Source organism: Streptococcus mitis, from assembly GCF_003942795.1.
GTDB lineage: Bacteria > Bacillota > Bacilli > Lactobacillales > Streptococcaceae > Streptococcus > Streptococcus mitis_BJ.
Map to the genome: position 1 here is coordinate 1 of NZ_RJNY01000015.1, position 20,560 is coordinate 20,560.

Consider the following 20,560-nt stretch of genomic DNA (forward strand, 5'->3'; position numbering starts at 1 on the left):
AAGTCCGGCTGAAGGGAACGGTCTTGAAAACCGTCAGGCGTGTAAAAGCGTGCGTGGGTTCGAATCCCACATCCTCCTTTTTATATTAACGCGGGATGGAGCAGCTCGGTAGCTCGTCGGGCTCATAACCCGAAGGTCGTAGGTTCAAATCCTGCTCCCGCAATTTGGCTCGGTAGCTCAGTTGGTAGAGCAATGGATTGAAGCTCCATGTGTCGGCGGTTCGATTCCGTCTCGCGCCATATTTTGTTTTATTAAGCGGGTGTAGTTTAGTGGTAAAACTACAGCCTTCCAAGCTGTTGTCGCGAGTTCGATTCTCGTCACCCGCTTTGAACGAAAGTTCATACCAAGTTTTTGAACTTGGGCGCGTAGCTCAGGTGGTTAGAGCGCACGCCTGATAAGCGTGAGGTCGGTGGTTCGAGTCCACTCGTGCCCATTAATAGGAGAATTACTCAAGAGGCTGAAGAGGACGGTTTGCTAAATCGTTAGGTCGGGTAACCGGCGCGGGGGTTCGAATCCCCCATTCTCCGTACGTTAAGAGAGCTGTCAGGCTCTTTTTTTAGTAAGTAAATCCCCCTTCTAAATCGTTAAAAGGGGGATTTGTTTATTACCAACTTGTTAGTGATATTTCTCCGCTATTTAGCCAGATAGTATGTTTATCTTCAAATTCGACTTTAAGTTGGCCGGATTCTGAGATTTCTTTTGCAAGTCCTTTTTTAAGTTTTCCATCTAGCTGGAAGGTAACTTCTTTTCCAAGAACTAATGATCTTTCTTTATAGATATAAAGTAGCTCATCTGGATCCGTATTGTAGAAACAATTCCATATTTCGCTGATGAGCTCATTACGACTAATTGGTGCAGGTGGCATAAATAGGCTACCTGCTTTTTCTTTTAGGTCATCTGGAAAGTCTGCTATAGAAAAATTTATACCAAGTCCGATAATGACATCTGTAACCAAGCCTGTCTCAACTGATGTCATTGCTTCGGTGAGGATACCTGCTATCTTTTTATTTTTTAAGTAGATGTCATTTACCCATTTGATATCTACTTCTATCATAGTTAGATTTTTAATGGCTTTGTAGGTTGCAGCAGCTACAAGGAGAGTATAGGAAGGGAGTTTTTCATAGGGAAGATTGGGTTGAATATGCAGGGACATATAGATCCCACCCTGAGATGGAGAATAGTAGGGACGCTGAAAGCGTCCACGACCTGCTGTTTGACAGGTTGAAAGATAGAGTGTATTTCCTTTGTTTCCAGCTTCAATTCCTTCTTTTGCATCTGTTTGGGTTGATTTGGTTTCAGGTTTGTAGTGAACGATTAAGTTGGTTTTCTCTTGAATCAAATCAGGTAATATCAGATCGCCTTGAATAAGCTTGTATCCTCTATTTTTGATACTGTCAATTTCTAGGCCTTCTTGTTGAAGACGTTGGATCGCTTTCCATATGGATGTACGGCTTAAATTCAGTTCTTCTCCGATTTTTTCTCCGCTAACATAATCGTTTTCTCTAGCTAATATTTGGTAAACTAGTTGGTGTGATTTCATTGATTTTCCTTTCTAGCTAAGAGAGAGTTAGAGTATTCATTTCGGGTTTGACTAGGTGTTTTATGAAAAAACTGTTTGTAGGCTTTTGAGAAATGTAGTGGATCTGAAAAACCCACAGAATATGCAATGACTTTGATCGTTTCATTGGTGTGTTCTAGTAACTGTTGAGCGCGCTTCATTCGAACGAAAAGTAAATACTCTTTTGGAGAGAGTTGGTGAAACTCTTTAAACACACTAGTTAAGTAACTTCTATGAACCGATAGCTCTTTAGCTAAATCTTGAATGGTGAGCGATTGTGGATAGTGACTATCAATTAATTGTTTGCAGTCAAGATAGAGTTGGTGGGTTGATGAAATATTCTCTCTTTTCTGATTGGGAGCAATAGTTCCTAGATGAAACATTAGTTCATGGAGTTGTCCCATGATGTGTAGTTGAGCCAATTCATTAGATTTTGTAATCTGAGCGAAACGGACAATATCTGAGATGAGTTTTGCAGTTGTTTGTGTATGACAGTTATTTGACTGGGTGAGGTAGGATTGGTCAGAAATTTGAGATAGAGCAAAGTAGTCGGGTGCTCTCCCTCCAGTGATCCCCAACCAGTAGTAAGCCCAAGGATCCTGGCTATCTGCTTGATAGAATGTTAATTCATCTGGTTTTAGTAGAAAGAAATCTCCTTCATTTAAATCAACAATTTTCCCCTTATAATGGAATTGACCTTTTCCTTTAGTAATGTAATGTAGTACATAGGTATCTCGAATAGCTGGGCCAAAAGAGTAGTTAGGCGTGCATTCTTCATAGCCGTAAAAGCTAAGAGAAAGATCAATTGTTCCAGTCTGGTATTCTGAAAAAACGAGCATGGGCCACCTCCTACCTAACATTTTACCATACTTTAGAGACATTTTTCTATTTTAGAAAGCGCTTTTATGTGTTAAAATTTTTTCAAGAAATAGATGAGGTACAATTTATGGGAATTCGGATAGAGAATAATCTATTTTACGTTGAGAGTAAAGGTTTAAGTTTGATTATTGAAAATAGGGATGGGTTCTTATTATTAAAACATTTAGGAAAGACTATTAAGAACTATAGAGGGGCTAATAGTGTTTACGAACGCGATCATGCTTTTTCTGCTAATCCAACAGCTACTAATCGAACCTTTAGTTTGGATACGCAACGTCAGATTTTTGGACAGCATGGTTTGGGTGACTTTAGAAAACCAACTTTACAGATTCAACATGATGCAACTGAAGTAACAGACTTTCGATTTGTAGAAGCAAAGATTTTAAAAGGTCAGAATGGTCCACAGGGCTTACCTTCTCCTCACATCATGGATGCTACAGAGACGCTTGCCTTGATTTTAAAAGATCCTCAAGCTAAACTTAGTCTGACTTTGTATTATACAGCTTTTGATAATGATGCGACAATTGCTAGTTACAGCAAATTGGAAAATAATAGCAATCAGGAAGTTGTCATTCATAAGGACTTTTCTTTTATGGCTGATTTTCCTGCTGCAGCTTACGAAATAGTAACTCTGCAGGGAGCTTATGCTCGTGAAAAGACTGTCCGACGTCAACAGGTAGAGCAAGGAATCTTTTCGATTAGTTCGAACCGTGGAGCTTCTGGGCATGCTCAAACACCAGCTCTTCTATTATGTGATCAAGGAGTTACAGAGGATGCTGGGAATGTGTTTGCTCTACAACTGATGTATAGTGGAAACTTCGAAGCTTTTGTCCAAAAGAATCAACTGAATGAAGTTCGGGTGGCTATTGGAATTAATCCAGAAAATTTTTCTTGGAAGTTAGATCCTGAGGAAAACTTTGAAACACCGGTAGCTTTAGTGACCTATTCAGACGAGGGATTAACTGGTATTAGTCATGAAAGTCAGAATTTTGTACTTAAGCACATTATGCCAAGTAAATTTTCTAAAAAAGAGCGTCCAATTCTAATCAATAACTGGGAAGCTACCTACTTTGACTTTCAGAGAGAAAAATTGTTAGAACTAGCTGATGAAGCTAAGAAAGTTGGAATTGAACTTTTTGTATTAGATGATGGGTGGTTTGGTAATCGCTTTGATGATAATCGTGCTTTAGGTGACTGGCGTGTTAATGAGGAAAAATTGGGTGGAAGTCTAGTAAGTCTGATTTCAGCGATCCATGAAAGAGGTTTGCAGTTTGGTCTTTGGTTAGAACCTGAGATGATTTCCGTTGATAGCGACTTGTATCGTAAACATCCTGACTGGGCCATTCAGGTTTCAGGTTATGAGCATACCTATTCTCGAAATCAATTAGTACTTAATCTTGCTAATCCTCAGGTAGTAGAATATTTGAAAAATGTCTTAGATGAACTCCTCTCTCATCATGATATTGACTACATCAAATGGGATATGAACCGCAATATCACTAATCTGGGGAATGGTTCAGTTTATCTGGAAACCCAGATGCAGTCTCATCAGTACATGCTGGGGCTTTACGAACTCGTTTCTTATCTGACAGAGAAGTATAGCCATATTCTCTTTGAGTCCTGCTCTGGTGGTGGTGGACGAAATGATCTTGGTATGATGCGTTATTTCCCACAAGTCTGGGCTAGTGATAATACAGATGCTATTGCACGTTTACCAATTCAATACGGTTCATCCTATCTCTATCCAACCATTTCTATGGGGGCTCATGTGTCAGCGGTACCAAATCATCAGATGGGACGAATGACACCATTGGAAACTCGCGGTCATGTAGCCATGATGGGAAATCTGGGCTATGAGCTTGATTTGACAAGTTTATCAGATGAGGAGAAAGCTGAGATCGCTAATCAGGTGAACTTGTATAAAGAATTGCGACCAGTAGTCCAGTTGGGAAATCAGTATAGGTTAATCAATCCCAATGCTGAATCCAATGAAGCAGCTCTACAATTTAACTATGGAAATCAAACGATTGTAACCTACGTCCGAGTCCTATCAGTTGTAGAAACAATGGAAACCACCTTGAAACTGAAAGATTTGGAGGTGGAAGGGCTTTATGAGCTGGAAGGTACAAACATTGTTTATTCGGGTGCAGAGCTCATGTATGCAGGTTTAACTGTTACCCTATCACCAGGAGATTTTTTGAGTAGACAGTATAAATTCAAAAGACTATAATAAAAGCGTATAAATTTATCAAGGAGGCATTCCAATGAAATGGTATAAGAAAGCAGGTTTTCTTTTAGTAGCTGGGGCAAGTTTACTAGGCCTAGTGGCTTGTGGTCAGAACAATCAATCAACTGATGGTAAGGTAACGATTGAGTTTTTTAACCAGAAGACCGAGATGGCAGATACCTTGCAAAGAATAGTGGATGATTTTGAGAAGGAACACCCTAATATTGATGTGAAGCTGACTACAGTACCTTCAGCTGGAATTGTTCTAAAGACTCGGATTTTATCAGGAGATGTTCCAGATATTATTAATATCTATCCTCAAAATATGGATTTTCAGGAGTGGGCGAAGGCAGGCTATTTTGCAGATATGACAGGAAAACCCTATCTTGAGAACATCAAGAATGACTATGCCGAAAAGTATGCGATTAATAATAAAGTTTATAGTGTGCCTTTAACGGCCAACCTTTATGGAATCTATTACAATAAAACGAAGTTTAAAGAATTAGGACTTGAGGAACCGAAGACTTTTAAAGAATTTCAAGAGATTGTTAAAAAGATAAAAGATAGTGGGAATTCTCCGTTTGCGGTTGCAGGCAATGAAGGCTGGACATTAAATGGTTACCACCAACTTTCTCTCATTACTCTTACGGGTAGTGGAGACGCGGCTAATAATTACCTTCGCTTTTCAAAACCAAACGCCATCTCTGCAGATGATGCTATTTTAAAAGCAGATGCAGAACGACTCGATTTATTAGCAGATAATGCTCAAGATGGTTGGCGTGGTGCCTCTTATAATGATGCGGTGGTAGCATTTTCGAGTGGAAAAGCCTTGATGATGCCACAAGGATCATGGGCATTAGCCGCAATTAATCAACAGGATCCAAAATTTGAGGTGGGGATGTTTGCTTTTCCTGGAGAAGAAGTAGGAAAAGAAGTCACTGTTGGTGCAGGGGATATGGCATTATCAACTTCAGCTACTACCAAACACCCTAAGGAAACCGAAGAATTTATCAGCTATATGACTAGTCCAAAAGCTATGCAGTCATACTATGATGTAGATGGATCACCTGTTGCGGTAAAAGGCATACAGGAAAAAGAAGATTCAGCGCTTGCAGCTATTTCTAAACTGGCATTTACGGACAAACATTATGTTTGGTTGGGCCAACGCTGGAACTCTGAAGAAGACTTTTTTAATCTAAGTACAGGTTACCTGATGGATAAAAATCTGAAAAATATGGCAAACAATCTCAATGCTTTCTTTAATCCAATGAAGGCAGATTTGGACTAGAATAGGAGTTAAGATGATATGGCTATTCGAAAATTTTTAAATAAATACTGGGGTTGGACATTTTTGCTCATCCCGCTTGCTTTACAAGCTATCTTCTTTTACTTTCCAATGGTACAAGGTGCTTTCTATAGTTTGACTAACTGGACTGGATTGACCTATAATTATAAATTTGTTGGTTTGAATAACTACAAATTGCTAATGATTGATGGCAAATTCTTCACAGCCATAGCTTTTACTTTGATTTTAACTCTGGCATTGATTATTGGAGAGATTACAATTGGGATGGTTGTGGCACGAGCCTTAAATTCTAAGATGAAAGGACAGACCTTCTTTAGAGCTTGGTTCTTTTTCCCGGCTGTTTTGTCTGGTTTGACAGTTTCCTTGATTTTTAAACAATTTTTCAACTATGGTCTTCCAACGATTGGAAGAATTTTAGGGATTAGTTTTTTACAAGAGAGTCTATTAGGAACACCTGTCGGAGCGGTAGTGGCAACTATTTTTGTTCTTCTATGGCAAGGAGTAGCAATGCCAATCATTCTCTTTCTTGCTGCTCTTCAGAGTATTCCAAATGATATTTTAGAGGCTGCATCAATTGATGGTGCAACAAGCAAACAAACCTTTTGGAAGATTGAATTACCCTATCTGCTGCCAACGATTTCTATGGTTTTTATTCTGGCTCTTAAGTCCGGTTTGACAGCTTTTGACCAGATTTTTGCCTTGACGAGTGGTGGTCCAAACAATGCTACAACGTCTCTTGGACTTTTAGTCTACAATTATGCTTTCAAGAGTAATCAATATGGATATGCGAATGCAATTGCCTTGATTTTATTCTTAATTATTGGAATTGTTTCTCTTATCCAAATCAAGCTATCAAAGAAATTTGAAATCTAATAGAGGAGTCCTACACATGAAAAAAGAAGAAAAATTGAATCAGTTTTGGAAATATGTCCTCTTGATAGTCGGTGGTATCCTTATACTTGTTCCTTTGTTGGTAACGGTCTTTAGTTCCTTTAAGATAACTAAGGATATCATGAATCATTTCTTTAGTTTTCCCAATCCTTTTACATTAAGCAATTATGAACGCTTGGTTTCGGATGGGATTGGAGGCTATTTCTGGAATTCAGCTGTTATTACGGTGTTATCATTGATTGTAGTAGCTTTCTTTATACCAGCTGCAGCTTATTCCATTGCTCGAAATATGTCCAAGAAAAAAGCCTTTGCAATTATGTATTCGCTCTTGATTTTAGGAATATTTGTTCCATTTCAAGTGATTATGATTCCCATCACAGTTATGATGAGTAAACTCGGTCTAGCAAATATGTGGGGGTTAGTAATACTCTACCTAACTTATGCAATTCCACAGACTCTCTTCTTATATATTGGTTATATTAAAATCAGTATACCAGATAGTTTAGATGAAGCTGCAGAAATTGATGGGGCTGATCGTTTTACAACTTATCGTCGAATCATTTTTCCAATGTTGAAGCCCATGCATGCGACAACTTTGATTATCAATGCCCTCTGGTTCTGGAATGACTTTATGCTGCCACTGTTGATTCTGAATAAGGATTCCAAGATGTGGACTTTGCCTCTCTTCCAATACAACTACCAAGGTCAGTACTTCAATGACTATGGACCAAGTTTTGCATCTTATATTGTGGGAATTGTAACGATAACCATTGTCTACCTCATCTTCCAAAAACATATCATTTCAGGAATGAGTAACGGAGCAGTGAAGTAAGAAGTGCTTAGGGAATTTATAATTCCATACATAGACGAACAGTTCAGCTTGTTGACAATTCTATGTAGAAAACAAGAAAGTCGTACTTAGTTGCTTGCAGTTTAGTACGAGTTCAATGTGAACAAAAATATTAAAATATCTTTCATTTACGAAGCCAGGTCATATGAGACTTGGCTTTCATCAGAAAAAGGAGAACATCTATGACCATTCAAAATAAAACTATGTTGATTACTTACTCAGATAGTCTTGGAAATAACCTTAAAGACTTGTATGAGAATTTGGAAGAACATTTTGGTGATGCTATTGGTGGAGTTCACTTTCTACCATTTTTCCCATCAACAGGAGATCGTGGATTTGCACCGGTTGACTATGACGAAGTGGATCCAGCGTTTGGTGATTGGGAGGATGTTAAGCGTTTAGGTGAGAAATATTATCTTATGTTTGACTTTATGATTAACCATATTTCTCGTCAATCTAAGTATTATAAGGACTATCAAGAAAAACATGAAGCCAGTGAATTTAAAGATCTCTTTTTAAACTGGGATAAGTTTTGGCCAGAAAACCGTCCGACACAAGCTGATGTAGATTTAATTTACAAGCGTAAGGATCGTGCACCAAAGCAAGAGATTGTTTTTGCAGATGGTTCAGTAGAACATTTGTGGAATACCTTTGGTGAGGAGCAGATTGATCTTGATGTGACCAAAGAAGTAACGATGGCATTTATCCGTAAGACCATTCAGCACCTGGCAAGTAATGGGTGTGATTTGATTCGTCTAGATGCCTTTGCTTATGCAGTGAAGAAATTGGATACCAATGATTTCTTTGTGGAACCAGATATTTGGAATTTATTGGACAAAATTCGAGATATCGCTGCTGAGTATGAGGCAGAGCTCTTACCTGAGATTCATGAACACTATTCGATTCAGTTTAAAATAGCGGATCATGATTACTATGTTTACGATTTTGCCCTTCCAATGGTGACCCTTTATACTCTTTACAGTTCCAGAACAGAGCGCTTGGCTAAGTGGTTAAAGATGAGCCCGATGAAGCAATTTACGACACTAGATACTCATGATGGGATTGGAGTGGTGGATGTCAAGGATATCCTGACTGATGAGGAAATTGACTATGCTTCAAATGAGCTCTATAAGGTTGGAGCGAATGTAAAACGTAAGTACTCTAGTGCAGAGTATAACAATCTAGATATCTACCAAATCAATTCAACCTACTATTCTGCGCTCGGAGATGATGATGTCAAGTATTTCCTAGCTCGTTTGATTCAAGCTTTTGCTCCAGGCATTCCTCAGGTTTACTATGTGGGTCTATTAGCAGGAAAAAATGACTTAAAATTATTAGAAGAAACCAAAGAAGGTCGAAATATTAATCGTCATTACTATAGCAAGGAGGAAATAGCAGAAGAAGTTCAACGTCCTGTGGTGAAGTCTCTTCTCAATCTATTTTCTTTCCGTAATCAATCAGAGGCCTTTGACCTAGAAGGGACTATTGAGATAGAAACACCAACAGCTCACAGCATTGTAATCAAACGTCAAAATAAAGATAAGTCCGTAACAGCAGTAGCAGAAATTGATTTGCAAAGTCAGACCTATCAAGTAGTGGAAAACGGCAGAAAAATTCAGTTCTAGTGCTATATTAATGAAAGAGTTTTTTTGTGGTGAAAACGTGTTCATTGTTCCCAAATGACGGAANAAATGGTAGAATATAAAGATAGTTTAGCATTTATCTTCTGGAGAAATCCAGAACAGAAAGGATCCGTTTTGAAATCAATTGGATTACTGGATAAGATAAGAGGGCTTTCGAAAAAAGATTTCTTTTTGTATTTGATGATCATAAGTATCTTTTTACCTTTTTATTTGTTCTTAGCGCTCTTTGCTTTGTATTTGATAGGTTTACTTGTTACTGGGGAGATGAAGGGAATTATCAAAGGATTAATCAAACATCCTGTACTTATCTTTTTTATTGCCTACAGTAGTATCATCTCTATCGTTGCCAAGAACTGGCTTGGATTGGTTGCATCTTTACTGATGTTTCTCTTCCTCATTTTCTTTAGTTATTACCAGAAACGTCTGACACATGCTTTCTTTCGACTGATACTGCAGACAATCTTGTTTGGTAGTGTGCTCTCTGCGGCTTTTGCTACTTTGGAACATTTCCAAATTGTAAAGAAATTTAACTACGCCTTTCTTTCGCCTAATATGCAAGTATGGCACCAAAACCGTGCGGAGGTGACCTTCTTCAATCCTAACTACTATGGGATTATCTGTTGCTTCTGTATCATGATTGCCTTTTATCTCTTTACAACGACGAAGTTAAGATGGCTGAAAGTCTTTTGTGTGCTAGCAGGTTTTGTGAATCTATTTGGTTTGAATTTTACGCAAAATAGAACAGCCTTTCCTGCCATCATTGCTGGTGCAATCATTTATCTTTTTACAACCATTAAAAACTGGCGTGCCTTCTGGCTCAGTATTGGAGTTTTCGGAATTGGACTTTGTTTCCTCTTCTCAAGCGATTTGGGTGTCCGTATGGGAACACTAGATTCTTCAATGGAGGAGCGTGTTTCAATTTGGAATGCGGGTATGACTTTGTTTAAACAAAATCCGATCTGGGGCGAGGGACCACTGACCTATATGAATTCTTATCCGAGAATTCATGCACCTTACCACGAGCACGCGCATAGTCTTTACATCGATACTATTTTGAGTTATGGCTTGATTGGAACCATTCTCCTATCCATTTCTTCGGTTATCCCGGTTCACATGATGATGGATATGAGTCAGGAGTCTGGCAAACGACCAATTATCGGTCTTTATCTCTCCTTCCTTACAGTAGTCGCTGTACATGGAATTTTTGACTTGGCTCTCTTCTGGGTACAGTCAGGATTTATCTTCTTGCTGGTTATGTGCAGTTTACCACTGGAACATCGAACACTGGTGTCCGAAATGACAGATTAAGTTAATAAATAGTGAAGATCTTCTACTTTAGGTAGGAGGTCTTTTTTGTTGGTGGAAATTATTTCTAAGTCGAAATAGTTGACAGATGGAATGACAGGTGTTACAATAAAAAACAATTCGATATAGAAATAAAATGGAGAGGTCATGAAAGATAGTCATTTAGTTGCCCATCATATTCGTTTGTTGAATGGGCGGATTTTTCAAAAGTTACTGAGTCAGGATCCTGAGGCTCTTTATCGGAGTGAACAGGGAAAGATTTTAGCGGTTTTATGGAATAGTGAAACTGGCTGTGCAACCGCGACAGATATTGCGCTGGCGACTGGTCTCACCAACAATACGCTCACAACCATGATAAAGAAACTTGAGGAGCAAAACCTGGTCATCATTAGCTCATGTGGAATAGATAAGCGAAAGAAATATGTCAAGTTGACAGAGCAAGGTTGGTCCCAGAAAGAAGTTGGCCATCGTATCAGTCAAAAGTTGGATGCTATTTTTTATAAAGGGTTCACCGAGGAAGAAATTCGCCAGTTTGAAGCCTTTCAAGAAAGAATTTTGGCTAATCTGAAAGAGAAGGGAAATGAGGTTTAGAATGGGGTAAATTAGTTATTAAAAGTTTGGTAACTTGACCAACCGAGGGAAGTTTTAAAATGAGGACAAAGAATGATTGAATACAAAAATGTAGCACTACGCTATACAGAAAAAGATGTTTTGAGAAATGTCAATTTACGGATTGAGAATGGGGAGTTCATGGTTTTAGTTGGACCTTCTGGATCCGGTAAGACGACCATGATCAAGATGATTAACCGTCTCTTGGAACCGACTGATGGAAATATTTATATGGATGACAAGCGCATCAAAGACTATGATGAGCGTGAACTTCGTCTTTCTACTGGTTATGTTTTACAGGCCATTGCTCTATTTCCTAATCTAACGGTTGCGGAAAATATTGCTCTCATTCCTGAGATGAAGGGGTGGACTAAGGAAGAGATTGCTCAGAAAACAGAAGAGCTTTTGGCTAAGGTTGGTTTACCAGTGGCTGAGTATGGGCATCGTTTACCTAATGAATTATCTGGTGGAGAACAGCAACGGGTCGGGATTGTCCGTGCCATGATTGGTCAGCCTAAGATTCTCCTCATGGATGAACCTTTTTCAGCCTTGGATGCTATTTCGAGAAAACAGTTGCAGGTTCTGACGAAAGAATTGCATAAAGAGTTTGGGATGACAACGATTTTTGTGACCCATGATACGGATGAAGCCTTGAAATTGGCGGACCGTATTGCTGTCTTGCAGGATGGAGAGATTTGTCAGGTGGCTAATCCCGAGACGATTTTGAAAGCGCCTGCAACAGACTTTGTAGCAGACTTGTTTGGAGGTAGTGTTCATGGCTAATTTGATATCAACTTTTCAGGATCGTTTTGGTGATTGGGTAACAGCTCTATCTCAACATTTGCAGTTATCACTTTTGACCTTGTTATTAGCTATTTTGCTTGCGATTCCCTTGGCTGTTTATCTTCGTTATCATGAAAAGATGGCGGACTGGGTCTTGCAGATTGCAGGAATTTTCCAGACCATCCCGTCTCTGGCCTTGTTGGGACTCTTTATTCCCTTGATGGGAATTGGAACCTTGCCTGCTTTGACAGCACTAGTGATTTATGCGATTTTCCCGATTTTGCAAAATACTATTACTGGGCTGAAGGGAATTGATCCAAGTCTGCAAGAAGCTGGGATTGCCTTTGGGATGACTAGATGGGAGCGACTCAAGAAGTTTGAAATTCCACTTGCCATGCCTGTCATTATGTCTGGTATTCGGACGGCAGCGGTCTTGATTATCGGTACGGCGACCTTGGCTGCCTTGATTGGGGCAGGCGGACTGGGTTCCTTTATCCTTTTGGGAATTGACCGCAATAATACCAGTCTGATTTTGATTGGGGCACTTTCTTCTGCAGTGCTAGCCATTGCTTTTAACTTCCTACTAAAAGTGATGGAAAAGGCAAAATTGAGAACGATTTTCTCTGGTTTTGCCTTGGTGACCATATTGCTCGGTCTGTCTTATAGTCCAGCCCTCTTAGCTCAAAAAGAGAAAGAAAACTTGGTTATTGCTGGGAAATTGGGACCAGAACCAGAAATCTTGGCTAATATGTATAAACTCCTAATTGAGGAAAATACCAGTATGACTGCGACTGTTAAACCGAATTTTGGGAAAACAAGCTTCCTCTATGAAGCTCTGAAAAAAGGCGATATTGATATCTATCCTGAATTTACCGGTACGGTGACTGAAAGTCTGCTTCAACCATCACCGAAAGTGGGTCATGAGCCAGAGCAGGTTTATCAAGTGGCGCGTGATGGCATTGCCAAACAGGATCATCTAGCCTATCTCAAACCTATGTCTTATCAAAATACCTACGCTGTAGCTGTTCCGAAAAAGATTGCTCAAGAATATGGCTTGAAGACCATTTCGGACTTGAAAAAAGTAGAAGGACAGTTGAAGGCAGGCTTTACTCTCGAATTTAATGACCGTGAAGATGGAAATAAGGGCTTGCAATCAATGTATGGTCTTAACCTCAATGTAGCGACCATGGAGCCATCCCTTCGCTATCAGGCAATTCAGTCAGGCGATATTCAAATCACGGATGCCTATTCAACTGATGCGGAATTGGCGCGTTATGATTTGCAGGTCTTGGAAGATGACAAGCAACTCTTCCCACCTTATCAAGGAGCGCCACTCATGAAAGAAGCTTTGCTTAAGAAGCATCCTGAGTTGGAGAAAGTTCTCAATAAATTGGCTGGTAAAATTACTGAAAGCCAGATGAGCCAGCTCAACTACCAAGTCGGTGTTGAAGGCAAGTCAGCAGAACAAGTAGCCAAAGAATTTCTACAAGAACAAGGTTTGTTGAAGAAATGATGGGGCAGAGACTTTAAACATACTGAACTCAACTCCCTTAAACAACTAGATAAAAGAATGCTCAGACAATTTCGTCTGGGCTTTTTGGGTGTCAGAATTAATGATTTTCATTTTTAAATGGAAAATAAGAAGAAATTTTCAAGATTTTCTAAAATTTTACTGTAAATACACTTGACTATTCAGATAATAGGTGTATAATGTGTTGTGAACTACTTAACAAATAAGGATTTCCAGCTCATGTCGACTAAGGATGGAAATCTTGTGTATAGACAGTTCAGTAGATATATAATAGAGCGTTGCGTCCGAAAGTCTATCCAGACACGGCTCTTTAAAAACAAAAGGAGAAAATATGACGACTTATTTGCAAACAAAACTCAAGAATATCAAAATAACTCTTGGTGAAATGTCTGGTGGCTACCGCCGTATGGTTGCTGCTATGGCTGATTTGGGATTTTCAGGAACCATGAAGGCTATCTGGAATGACCTCTTTACCAATCGTAGTTTTGCCCAGTGGCTTTACCTACTGGTTTTAGGAAGTTTTCCAATCTGGCTTGAGTTGATTTATGAACACCGCATTGTTGACTGGGTTGGGATGATTTGTAGCCTGACTGGTATTATCTGTGTTATCTTTGTATCGGAAGGTCGAGCAAGTAATTACCTTTTTGGTTTGATTAACTCTGTCATTTACCTTATCTTGGCTCTGCAGAAAGGCTTCTATGGTGAGGTTTTAACAACTCTCTATTTTACAATTATGCAGCCAATTGGTCTCTTGGTTTGGATTTATCAAGCCCAGTTTAAGAAAGAACAACAAGAGTTTGTCGCGCGTAAACTGGACGGCAAGGGTTGGACAAAGTATCTTTCTATTAGTGTTCTTTGGTGGTTGGCCTTTGGGTTCATTTATCAGTCTATCGGAGCCAATCGTCCTTATCGTGATTCTATCACCGATGCGACTAATGGGGTTGGGCAAATTCTCATGACAGCTGTTTACCGTGAACAATGGATATTCTGGGCAGCTACCAATGTCTTTTCAATCTATCTCTGGTGGGGAGAAAGCTTGCAAATCCAAGGGAAATACCTGATTTATCTCATCAATAGTCTAGTTGGTTGGTATCAGTGGAGCAAGGCAGCAAAAAGCTCTTAAAAAAGTAAAAAAGGATCAGATGATCCTTTTTTGTATTAGAGCAAAATGAATAATACCGTAATGACAATAGCGCTCGTTATACGAACGATGTTATGTGAGATGTGTTGTTTTTCTTGCTGTCGCCCGTTCCAGTAGGCACCATAGCAGACGATACTCGAACCCACAATCCATAGTAGAATGGTTGCCAGTGGGACGAAGTAAAAGATAGCTAGAGCCAGAGAAGTGATGCAACTGCCGACCAAGATGCACGTGTTTCCCAGACTGTAGTTCTTTTGTTTCATGGCTGAAAAAGCAGCAGCAAGGTGAAGTAATGAGAATGCGAGAGCTAGTACGATTGTTAATATTCCTAGAATCATCGAAGTTAACATAGTTGGTTCCTTTCTGAGTTACAGGCTTAGTTATCAAGTGGAGTTGTAGAGGTCATCTCCATTACATCAAGGTAAAATCTCACCACTTGCTCTTCGGTATAAGATTTTCCTTTTTTTAGCCACCAAGTTAGAGTCTCGATAAAGTTCGTCACAACAAAATGCTGGAGGTAAGAGGCCGGAATAGTTGGGTAGGCCTCTTGCAAGTCACCCGCCACCATGGGATAAACGTGGTGTTCGAATTCCTTGTGTAGTTGGCGGAGAAAGTAGTCGTTTTTGGAAAAAAGGAGACTGGTGACATGGTCCTGGTTTTTCTGAAAATGTAAAAAGATATGTGCGAGGTAGTCCTCGGTAGTAAAGTGTCCTTCCCTTTCAAAGAGATGATGAAAGAGGTAGCGACAGAGTTCATCTAAAAGCAGTTCCTTACTCTCGTAATGACAGTAAAAAGTGGAGCGTCCAACATCTGCTAGGTCAATGATATCCTGAACAGTAGTGGTATCATAGCCTTTGTCGTTCAAAAGTTGTAAAAAAGCTTGATAGATGGCCTTTTTAGTTTTACTGACTCGACGGTCTCTTTTTGGCATATAGACACTTGAGACAAACTGTTCAGAACTGAACAGGACTGACAGTTTGCTTCTATCCTTTCTTTGGATTTTATTAGATAATACAAATGAAAGAAGTATGTATATACCCATTATACCAAAGGAGGGAGAGAAATGAGTTCTAAAACATCAATCTGGTTATCTTTTTTCTTAAATTTAAGCTATGCTATTGTTGAGTTTATCGCAGGAGGAATCTTTGGATCAAGTGCAGTTCTTGCTGATTCTGTTCATGACTTAGGAGATGCTATAGCCATTGGCATATCAGCCCTTTTAGAAACAATCTCAAACCGAGAAGAAGATGGGCAGTACACCTTGGGTTACAAGCGTTTCAGCCTTTTAGGGGCTATGCTAACTGCTGTGATTCTTATGATAGGGTCTGTCCTAGTGATTTTGGAAAATGTCACAAAGATCGTTCACCCACAACCCGTTAATGAGGAAGGGATCCTCTGGCTGGGAATCATTGCAGTGACCATTAATGTGCTAGCTAGTCTAGTAGTCCGTAAAGGAAAGACAAAGAACGAGTCAATTCTTAGCTTGCATTTTTTGGAAGACACTCTTGGTTGGTTGGCTGTCATTCTAATGGCCATTATCCTCCGATTTACAGATTGGTATATCCTCGATCCGCTCTTATCACTTGTTATTTCTATCTTTATTCTAACAAAAGCTGTTCCTCGCTTTTGGAGCGCACTCAAGATTTTCCTAGATGCTGTGCCAGAAGGAGTCGAGACAAGTGATTTGGAAAAGGATATAGAGGCTCTACCCAATGTCAAAAGTGTCAATCAACTTAGCATTTGGTCCATGGACGGTCTAGAGAACAATGCTGTTGTCCACATTTGTATCAAGGACTGGGAGCAGATGATGGAGACCAAAGAAGTGGTGCGTCAATGTTTAGAAGAAAGAGGCGTGCAGAATATTACTATCGAAGTGGATAGCAGTCAAAGCAATCATGCGCAACATAAGCGGAGGGTGAGAGAGTTAGAGCAGAAGCATGGGCATCATCATTAGAAAAACGATCTCGCTAGAGGTCGTTTTGTTATCCTATTCATTCCTCGTACTCTCTCTCAAAGTCAGTCTGGTGCCCAGCATGGTTAGGCTAGGAATTTTCCGACCATGGAGAACTTCCTTGTTAAGAATATCCATCCCTGCTCGGCCCATTTCTTCGGTATAGACAGTGATACTGGATAGGGGAGGATAGACCTGCTTGGTCAGGCTAGTGTCGTTAAAAGAAATGAGGCTGACGCGGTCTGGTAAGCTGATTCCAGCTTCTTGGAGAGCACGAAGGGCACCGATGGCTAAACTATCGCTGGCAGCGAAAAAGGCTGGTGGGAGTTGTTCTCCTAGCTTGTGAATGGCCTCCTTCATCAAGTCATAGCCAGACTGGGCAGTAAAGCTCCCCTGAAAAACCAGTTCTTCATGGTAGATACTATTTGCTTGGGTAATGTCTTTGAAATTCTCTAGCCGCTTATCCTGGATAATTTCTTCCTGGTCGGTTGTTTCCTCAAGGCCTGTGAGAATTCCAATACGGTTCATCCCTTGGCTGAGGAAATGGTCTACAACTTGTTTCACAGCAGTGTAAAAGTCAGTGATAATACAGGTATGACCTAGTGAGAGGGTATCACTGTCTATAAAGACTAAAGGTTTTTGGTATTCTTCAAAGGCAGAAATCTGAGCTCGGCTAAATTTTCCGATGCAGAGAATTCCAATCACTTCCTCGCTCAGTGTAAAAGGATGGTCGTTAAAATAGCGCAAGATATCATAGTCCAACTCTTGGGCTCTTTTTTCAATACCGAGACGAATCTGGTAGTAGTAGAGGTCATCCAACTCCCCTTGTTCGCTGACCCATTGGATAATAGCAATCTTTTGCTTGGGCTTATGGGACTCGCCTGTCTTGAGGTGCTTGGTGTAGCCCAACTCTTCAGCGACAGTTAAAATACGGTGTCTGGTTTCTTCTGTGACAGATAGGCTCTGGTCGCGATTGAGGACACGAGATACGGTCGCAATAGAGACAGAGGCTAGCTGTGCGATGTCTTTTAAGGTAGCCATAAATCCTCCTCCTTTTAGGTTAGTATATCATATTTTTCTGCTTTTTACTGGTAGTTTAGTAAAAGTTTAGTAAAAAGGATTGACCTTGGCAAATCCCTTGGATACAATAGAAGAAAACGATTACACGTTAAGATGACTTAACGAACAGTCAAAGGAGAATTTACATGACACAACATCTTACTGCTGAAGCCCTTCGCAAAGACTTTCTTGCCGTTTTTGGTCAAGAAGCAGACCAAACTTTCTTTTCACCAGGCCGTATCAATTTGATTGGTGAACACACGGATTACAATGGTGGACATGTTTTCCCAGCAGCTATTTCTTTGGGGACATACGGTGCAGCTCGCAAGCGTGACGACCAAGTCTTGCGTTTCTACTCAGCCAACTTTGAGGACAATGGTATCATCGAAGTGCCTCTTGCTGACCTCAAATTTGAAAAAGAGCACAGCTGGACCAACTATCCAAAAGGGGTTCTTCATTTCTTGCAAGAAGCTGGACATGTCATTGACAAAGGTTTTGATTTTTATGTCTTTGGGAATATCCCAAATGGTTCAGGTTTGTCATCATCAGCGTCCTTGGAACTCTTGACTGGTGTTGTGGCAGAGTATCTCTTTGATTTAAAACTAGACCGTTTGGATTTGGTTAAAATCGGAAAACAAACGGAAAATAACTTTATCGGAGTCAACTCTGGTATCATGGACCAGTTTGCTATCGGTATGGGTGCTGACCAACGTGCTATTTACCTCGATACCAATACGTTAGAATATGACTTGGTGCCGCTTGATTTGAAGGACAATGTCGTTGTCATCATGAATACCAACAAACGTCGTGAACTAGCAGACTCTAAGTACAATGAACGCCGTGCTGAGTGTGAAAAAGCAGTAGAAGAATTGCAAGTTGCCTTGGATATTCAGACCCTGGGTGAATTGGACGAATGGGCCTTTGACCAATACAGCTATCTGATTAAAGACGAAAATCGTTTGAAACGTGCTCGCCATGCTGTGCTTGAAAATCAACGTACCCTTAAAGCTCAAGCAGCCCTTCAAGCAGGTGATTTGGAAACATTTGGTCGCTTGATGAATGCGTCACACGTTTCTCTGGAGCATGATTACGAAGTAACTGGCTTGGAATTGGATACTCTTGTTCACACAGCTTGGGCTCAAGAAGGTGTTCTTGGTGCTCGTATGACAGGAGCAGGTTTTGGTGGCTGTGCCATTGCCTTGGTGCAAAAAGATACTGTTGAGGCCTTTAAGGAAACTGTTGGCAAGCACTACGAAGAAGTCGTTGGATACGCTCCAAGCTTCTATATCGCTGAAGTTGCAGGTGGCACTCGCGTCCTTGATTAGTCAAAAGGAGGCTCTATAGTGACCTTAGTAGATAAATTTGTAACACACGTTATTGCTGAAAGTGCATTTGAGGAAATGGATCGAATCTACCTGACCAATCGTATTTTGGCACGAGTGGGCGAAGGTGTTTTGGAAGTTGAGACTGATCTAGATAAGTTGATTGACCTCAAAGACCAGTTGGTTGAGGAAGCCGTTCGATTAGAGACGATTGAGGATAGTCAGGCTGCGCGTGAAATCCTCGGTGCGGAACTGATGGACTTAGTAACCCCTTGTCCAAGTCAGGTTAATCGTAACTTTTGGGGAACTTACGTCCAGTCTCCCGAGCAAGCAATTGCAGATTTTTACCAGCTCAGCCAGAAAAACGACTACATCAAACTTAAGGCCATTGCAAAAAATATTGCTTATCGTGTTCCATCTGACTACGGAGAACTTGAGATTACCATCAATCTCTCTAAACCTGAAAAGGATCCTAAGGAGATTGCTGCGGCTAAGTTGGTGCAAGTTAGCAATTATCCTCAGTGTCAACTCTGTCTAGAGAACGAAGGTTATCATGGTCGAGTTAACCATCCAGCTCGTAGCAATCACCGCATTATCCGTTTTGAAATGGCAGGTCAGGAGTGGGGCTTCCAGTATTCGCCTTATGCTTATTTTAATGAGCACTGTATTTTCTTAGACGGCCAGCATCGTCCGATGGTCATTAGTCGTCAGAGTTTTGAGCGTCTGCTGGCGATCGTAGAACAGTTTCCGGGCTATTTTGCAGGCTCTAATGCCGACCTGCCAATCGTGGGAGGCTCTATTCTGACTCATGATCACTATCAAGGAGGCCGTCACGTGTTTCCTATGGAATTGGCTCCCTTACAAAAGACTTTTCGATTTGCTGGATTTGACCAGGTCAAGGCTGGGATTGTCAAGTGGCCAATGTCAGTGCTACGTTTGGCCTCTGATTCTAAAGAGGATTTGATCAACTTGGCTGATAAGATATTGCAGGAATGGCGTCAGTATTCAGATCCTGCAGTGCAAATTTTGGCAGAGACAGACGGGACACCGCATCACACCATCACACCCATTGCCCGTAAACGCGATGGACAGTTTGAGTTGGACTTGGTCTTGCGAGACAATCAGACATCGCCAGAGCATCCTGATGGCATCTATCATCCCCACAAGGATGTCCAACATATCAAGAAGGAAAATATCGGCTTGATTGAGGTCATGGGTTTGGCTATCTTGCCACCACGCCTGAAAGCAGAAGTGGAGCAAGTCGCCAGCTATCTTGTAGGAGATGATGAAGCAGTTGCAGACTATCATCAGGAATGGGCAGACCAGCTCAAAGCCCAACATCCAGACCTAGCGGATAAAGAAAAAGCCCTTGAAATCGTCAAGGACTCTGTGGGTGCTATCTTTGCGCGTGTTTTGGAGGACGCAGGGGTTTACAAGCAGACGGAACAAGGACAGGCAGCCTTTATGCGCTTTGTAGAGCAGGTTGGAATTTTGCCAGACTAGGA

General features: G+C 40.6%; 18 protein-coding genes and 5 tRNA genes. 18 read left to right on the forward strand and 5 right to left on the reverse strand.

Features of this window, described 5'->3' with window-relative positions:
* Positions 1–89: 89 nt before the first annotated feature.
* The 5 genes from D8847_RS07225 (at position 90) to D8847_RS07245 (ending at position 527) form a co-directional block, all read left to right on the forward strand.
* Positions 90–163: transfer RNA gene (locus tag D8847_RS07225), tRNA-Met, on the forward strand.
* Between the two features lie 3 nt (positions 164–166).
* Positions 167–239: transfer RNA gene (locus D8847_RS07230), tRNA-Phe, on the forward strand.
* A gap of 16 nt (positions 240–255) precedes the next feature.
* Positions 256–326, forward strand: a tRNA-Gly gene (locus tag D8847_RS07235).
* Between the two features lie 33 nt (positions 327–359).
* A tRNA-Ile gene (locus D8847_RS07240) sits at positions 360–433 on the forward strand.
* Between the two features lie 6 nt (positions 434–439).
* Positions 440–527: transfer RNA gene (locus D8847_RS07245), tRNA-Ser, on the forward strand.
* 77 nt (positions 528–604) lie between these two features.
* Here D8847_RS07245 and birA read toward each other — a convergent pair.
* Together birA and D8847_RS07255 are read right to left on the reverse strand one after the other, a co-directional pair.
* Positions 605–1,540 (reverse strand): bifunctional biotin--[acetyl-CoA-carboxylase] ligase/biotin operon repressor BirA, encoded by a 936-nt coding sequence (gene birA / locus D8847_RS07250; protein WP_125841123.1) that lies wholly within the window; start codon positions 1,538–1,540, stop codon positions 605–607.
* Entirely contained in the window at positions 1,537–2,397 is an 861-nt protein-coding gene (locus D8847_RS07255) for an AraC family transcriptional regulator (protein ID WP_125841124.1), read from the reverse strand. The genes birA and D8847_RS07255 overlap by 4 nt, the downstream gene beginning before the upstream one ends.
* Before the next feature lie 107 nt (positions 2,398–2,504).
* On the opposite strand from D8847_RS07255, the gene D8847_RS07260 reads away from it, so the two are divergent.
* The 10 genes from D8847_RS07260 (at position 2,505) to pnuC (ending at position 14,705) form a co-directional block, all read left to right on the forward strand.
* Positions 2,505–4,667, forward strand: a complete 2,163-nt coding sequence (locus D8847_RS07260; RefSeq protein WP_125841125.1) for an alpha-galactosidase — start codon at positions 2,505–2,507, stop codon at positions 4,665–4,667.
* A gap of 34 nt (positions 4,668–4,701) precedes the next feature.
* Positions 4,702–5,952, forward strand: a complete 1,251-nt coding sequence (locus tag D8847_RS07265) for an extracellular solute-binding protein (RefSeq protein WP_125841126.1) — start codon at positions 4,702–4,704, stop codon at positions 5,950–5,952.
* An 18-nt stretch (positions 5,953–5,970) separates the two neighbouring features.
* Positions 5,971–6,843: a carbohydrate ABC transporter permease gene (locus D8847_RS07270; protein WP_125841127.1), complete on the forward strand. Its 873-nt coding sequence runs from the start codon at positions 5,971–5,973 to the stop codon at positions 6,841–6,843.
* Between the two features lie 16 nt (positions 6,844–6,859).
* Positions 6,860–7,693 (forward strand): carbohydrate ABC transporter permease, encoded by an 834-nt coding sequence (locus D8847_RS07275; RefSeq protein ID WP_125841128.1) that lies wholly within the window; start codon positions 6,860–6,862, stop codon positions 7,691–7,693.
* A gap of 200 nt (positions 7,694–7,893) precedes the next feature.
* Positions 7,894–9,336, forward strand: coding sequence for a sucrose phosphorylase (gtfA, locus tag D8847_RS07280; RefSeq protein WP_125841129.1), 1,443 nt, complete (start codon positions 7,894–7,896; stop codon positions 9,334–9,336).
* Positions 9,337–9,468: 132 nt separating this feature from the next.
* On the forward strand, positions 9,469–10,662 hold the full coding sequence (locus tag D8847_RS07285) for an O-antigen ligase family protein (protein WP_125841160.1): 1,194 nt from the start codon (positions 9,469–9,471) through the stop codon (positions 10,660–10,662).
* 144 nt (positions 10,663–10,806) lie between these two features.
* Positions 10,807–11,250, forward strand: a complete 444-nt coding sequence (locus tag D8847_RS07290) for a MarR family winged helix-turn-helix transcriptional regulator (RefSeq protein ID WP_125841130.1) — start codon at positions 10,807–10,809, stop codon at positions 11,248–11,250.
* A gap of 72 nt (positions 11,251–11,322) precedes the next feature.
* Entirely contained in the window at positions 11,323–12,051 is a 729-nt protein-coding gene (locus D8847_RS07295) for an ABC transporter ATP-binding protein (RefSeq protein WP_125841131.1), read from the forward strand.
* The gene (locus D8847_RS07300) at positions 12,044–13,564 is read left to right on the forward strand and encodes an ABC transporter permease/substrate-binding protein (RefSeq protein WP_125841132.1); all 1,521 of its coding nucleotides are present in this window, start codon (positions 12,044–12,046) and stop codon (positions 13,562–13,564) included. The genes D8847_RS07295 and D8847_RS07300 overlap by 8 nt, the downstream gene beginning before the upstream one ends.
* A gap of 349 nt (positions 13,565–13,913) precedes the next feature.
* Entirely contained in the window at positions 13,914–14,705 is a 792-nt protein-coding gene (pnuC, locus tag D8847_RS07305) for a nicotinamide riboside transporter PnuC (protein WP_125841133.1), read from the forward strand.
* A gap of 35 nt (positions 14,706–14,740) precedes the next feature.
* Here pnuC and D8847_RS07310 read toward each other — a convergent pair whose 3' ends face one another.
* Together D8847_RS07310 and D8847_RS07315 are read right to left on the reverse strand one after the other, a co-directional pair.
* On the reverse strand, positions 14,741–15,073 hold the full coding sequence (locus tag D8847_RS07310; protein WP_125841134.1) for a glucuronide permease: 333 nt from the start codon (positions 15,071–15,073) through the stop codon (positions 14,741–14,743).
* A gap of 26 nt (positions 15,074–15,099) precedes the next feature.
* A complete protein-coding gene (locus tag D8847_RS07315) occupies positions 15,100–15,654 on the reverse strand; it encodes a TetR/AcrR family transcriptional regulator (RefSeq protein ID WP_125841135.1) in 555 nt (184 codons plus the stop codon).
* Between the two features lie 132 nt (positions 15,655–15,786).
* On the opposite strand from D8847_RS07315, the gene D8847_RS07320 reads away from it, so the two are divergent.
* Entirely contained in the window at positions 15,787–16,677 is an 891-nt protein-coding gene (locus tag D8847_RS07320; RefSeq protein ID WP_125841136.1) for a cation diffusion facilitator family transporter, read from the forward strand.
* 33 nt (positions 16,678–16,710) lie between these two features.
* On the opposite strand, the gene galR is transcribed toward D8847_RS07320, so the two are convergent.
* A complete protein-coding gene (galR, locus tag D8847_RS07325; protein ID WP_125841137.1) occupies positions 16,711–17,715 on the reverse strand; it encodes a DNA-binding transcriptional regulator GalR in 1,005 nt (334 codons plus the stop codon).
* A 164-nt stretch (positions 17,716–17,879) separates the two neighbouring features.
* Between galR and D8847_RS07330 the strand changes: the two genes are divergently transcribed.
* Together D8847_RS07330 and D8847_RS07335 are read left to right on the forward strand one after the other, a co-directional pair.
* Positions 17,880–19,058, forward strand: a complete 1,179-nt coding sequence (locus D8847_RS07330) for a galactokinase (RefSeq protein ID WP_125841138.1) — start codon at positions 17,880–17,882, stop codon at positions 19,056–19,058.
* A gap of 18 nt (positions 19,059–19,076) precedes the next feature.
* Positions 19,077–20,558 carry a UDP-glucose--hexose-1-phosphate uridylyltransferase gene (locus tag D8847_RS07335; RefSeq protein ID WP_125841139.1) on the forward strand — a complete coding sequence of 494 codons (1,482 nt, stop codon included), beginning with the start codon at positions 19,077–19,079 and terminating at the stop codon, positions 20,556–20,558.
* The last annotated feature ends 2 nt before the right edge of the window (positions 20,559–20,560 follow it).

What these genes read in the sequence shown, in the direction of transcription:
- D8847_RS07270 (WP_125841127.1), top strand. Translation starts at nt 5,971, where the DNA reads ATGGCTATTCGAAAATTTTTAAATAAATACTGGGGTTGGACATTTTTG.
- D8847_RS07290 (WP_125841130.1), top strand. Translation starts at nt 10,807, where the DNA reads ATGAAAGATAGTCATTTAGTTGCCCATCATATTCGTTTGTTGAATGGG.
- galR (WP_125841137.1), bottom strand. Translation starts at nt 17,715, where the DNA reads ATGGCTACCTTAAAAGACATCGCACAGCTAGCCTCTGTCTCTATTGCG.
- D8847_RS07300 (WP_125841132.1), top strand. Translation starts at nt 12,044, where the DNA reads ATGGCTAATTTGATATCAACTTTTCAGGATCGTTTTGGTGATTGGGTA.
- gtfA (WP_125841129.1), top strand. Translation starts at nt 7,894, where the DNA reads ATGACCATTCAAAATAAAACTATGTTGATTACTTACTCAGATAGTCTT.
- D8847_RS07320 (WP_125841136.1), top strand. Translation starts at nt 15,787, where the DNA reads ATGAGTTCTAAAACATCAATCTGGTTATCTTTTTTCTTAAATTTAAGC.
- D8847_RS07330 (WP_125841138.1), top strand. Translation starts at nt 17,880, where the DNA reads ATGACACAACATCTTACTGCTGAAGCCCTTCGCAAAGACTTTCTTGCC.
- D8847_RS07260 (WP_125841125.1), top strand. Translation starts at nt 2,505, where the DNA reads ATGGGAATTCGGATAGAGAATAATCTATTTTACGTTGAGAGTAAAGGT.
- pnuC (WP_125841133.1), top strand. Translation starts at nt 13,914, where the DNA reads ATGACGACTTATTTGCAAACAAAACTCAAGAATATCAAAATAACTCTT.
- D8847_RS07310 (WP_125841134.1), bottom strand. Translation starts at nt 15,073, where the DNA reads ATGTTAACTTCGATGATTCTAGGAATATTAACAATCGTACTAGCTCTC.
- D8847_RS07275 (WP_125841128.1), top strand. Translation starts at nt 6,860, where the DNA reads ATGAAAAAAGAAGAAAAATTGAATCAGTTTTGGAAATATGTCCTCTTG.
- D8847_RS07255 (WP_125841124.1), bottom strand. Translation starts at nt 2,397, where the DNA reads ATGCTCGTTTTTTCAGAATACCAGACTGGAACAATTGATCTTTCTCTT.
- birA (WP_125841123.1), bottom strand. Translation starts at nt 1,540, where the DNA reads ATGAAATCACACCAACTAGTTTACCAAATATTAGCTAGAGAAAACGAT.
- D8847_RS07315 (WP_125841135.1), bottom strand. Translation starts at nt 15,654, where the DNA reads ATGCCAAAAAGAGACCGTCGAGTCAGTAAAACTAAAAAGGCCATCTAT.
- D8847_RS07295 (WP_125841131.1), top strand. Translation starts at nt 11,323, where the DNA reads ATGATTGAATACAAAAATGTAGCACTACGCTATACAGAAAAAGATGTT.
- D8847_RS07265 (WP_125841126.1), top strand. Translation starts at nt 4,702, where the DNA reads ATGAAATGGTATAAGAAAGCAGGTTTTCTTTTAGTAGCTGGGGCAAGT.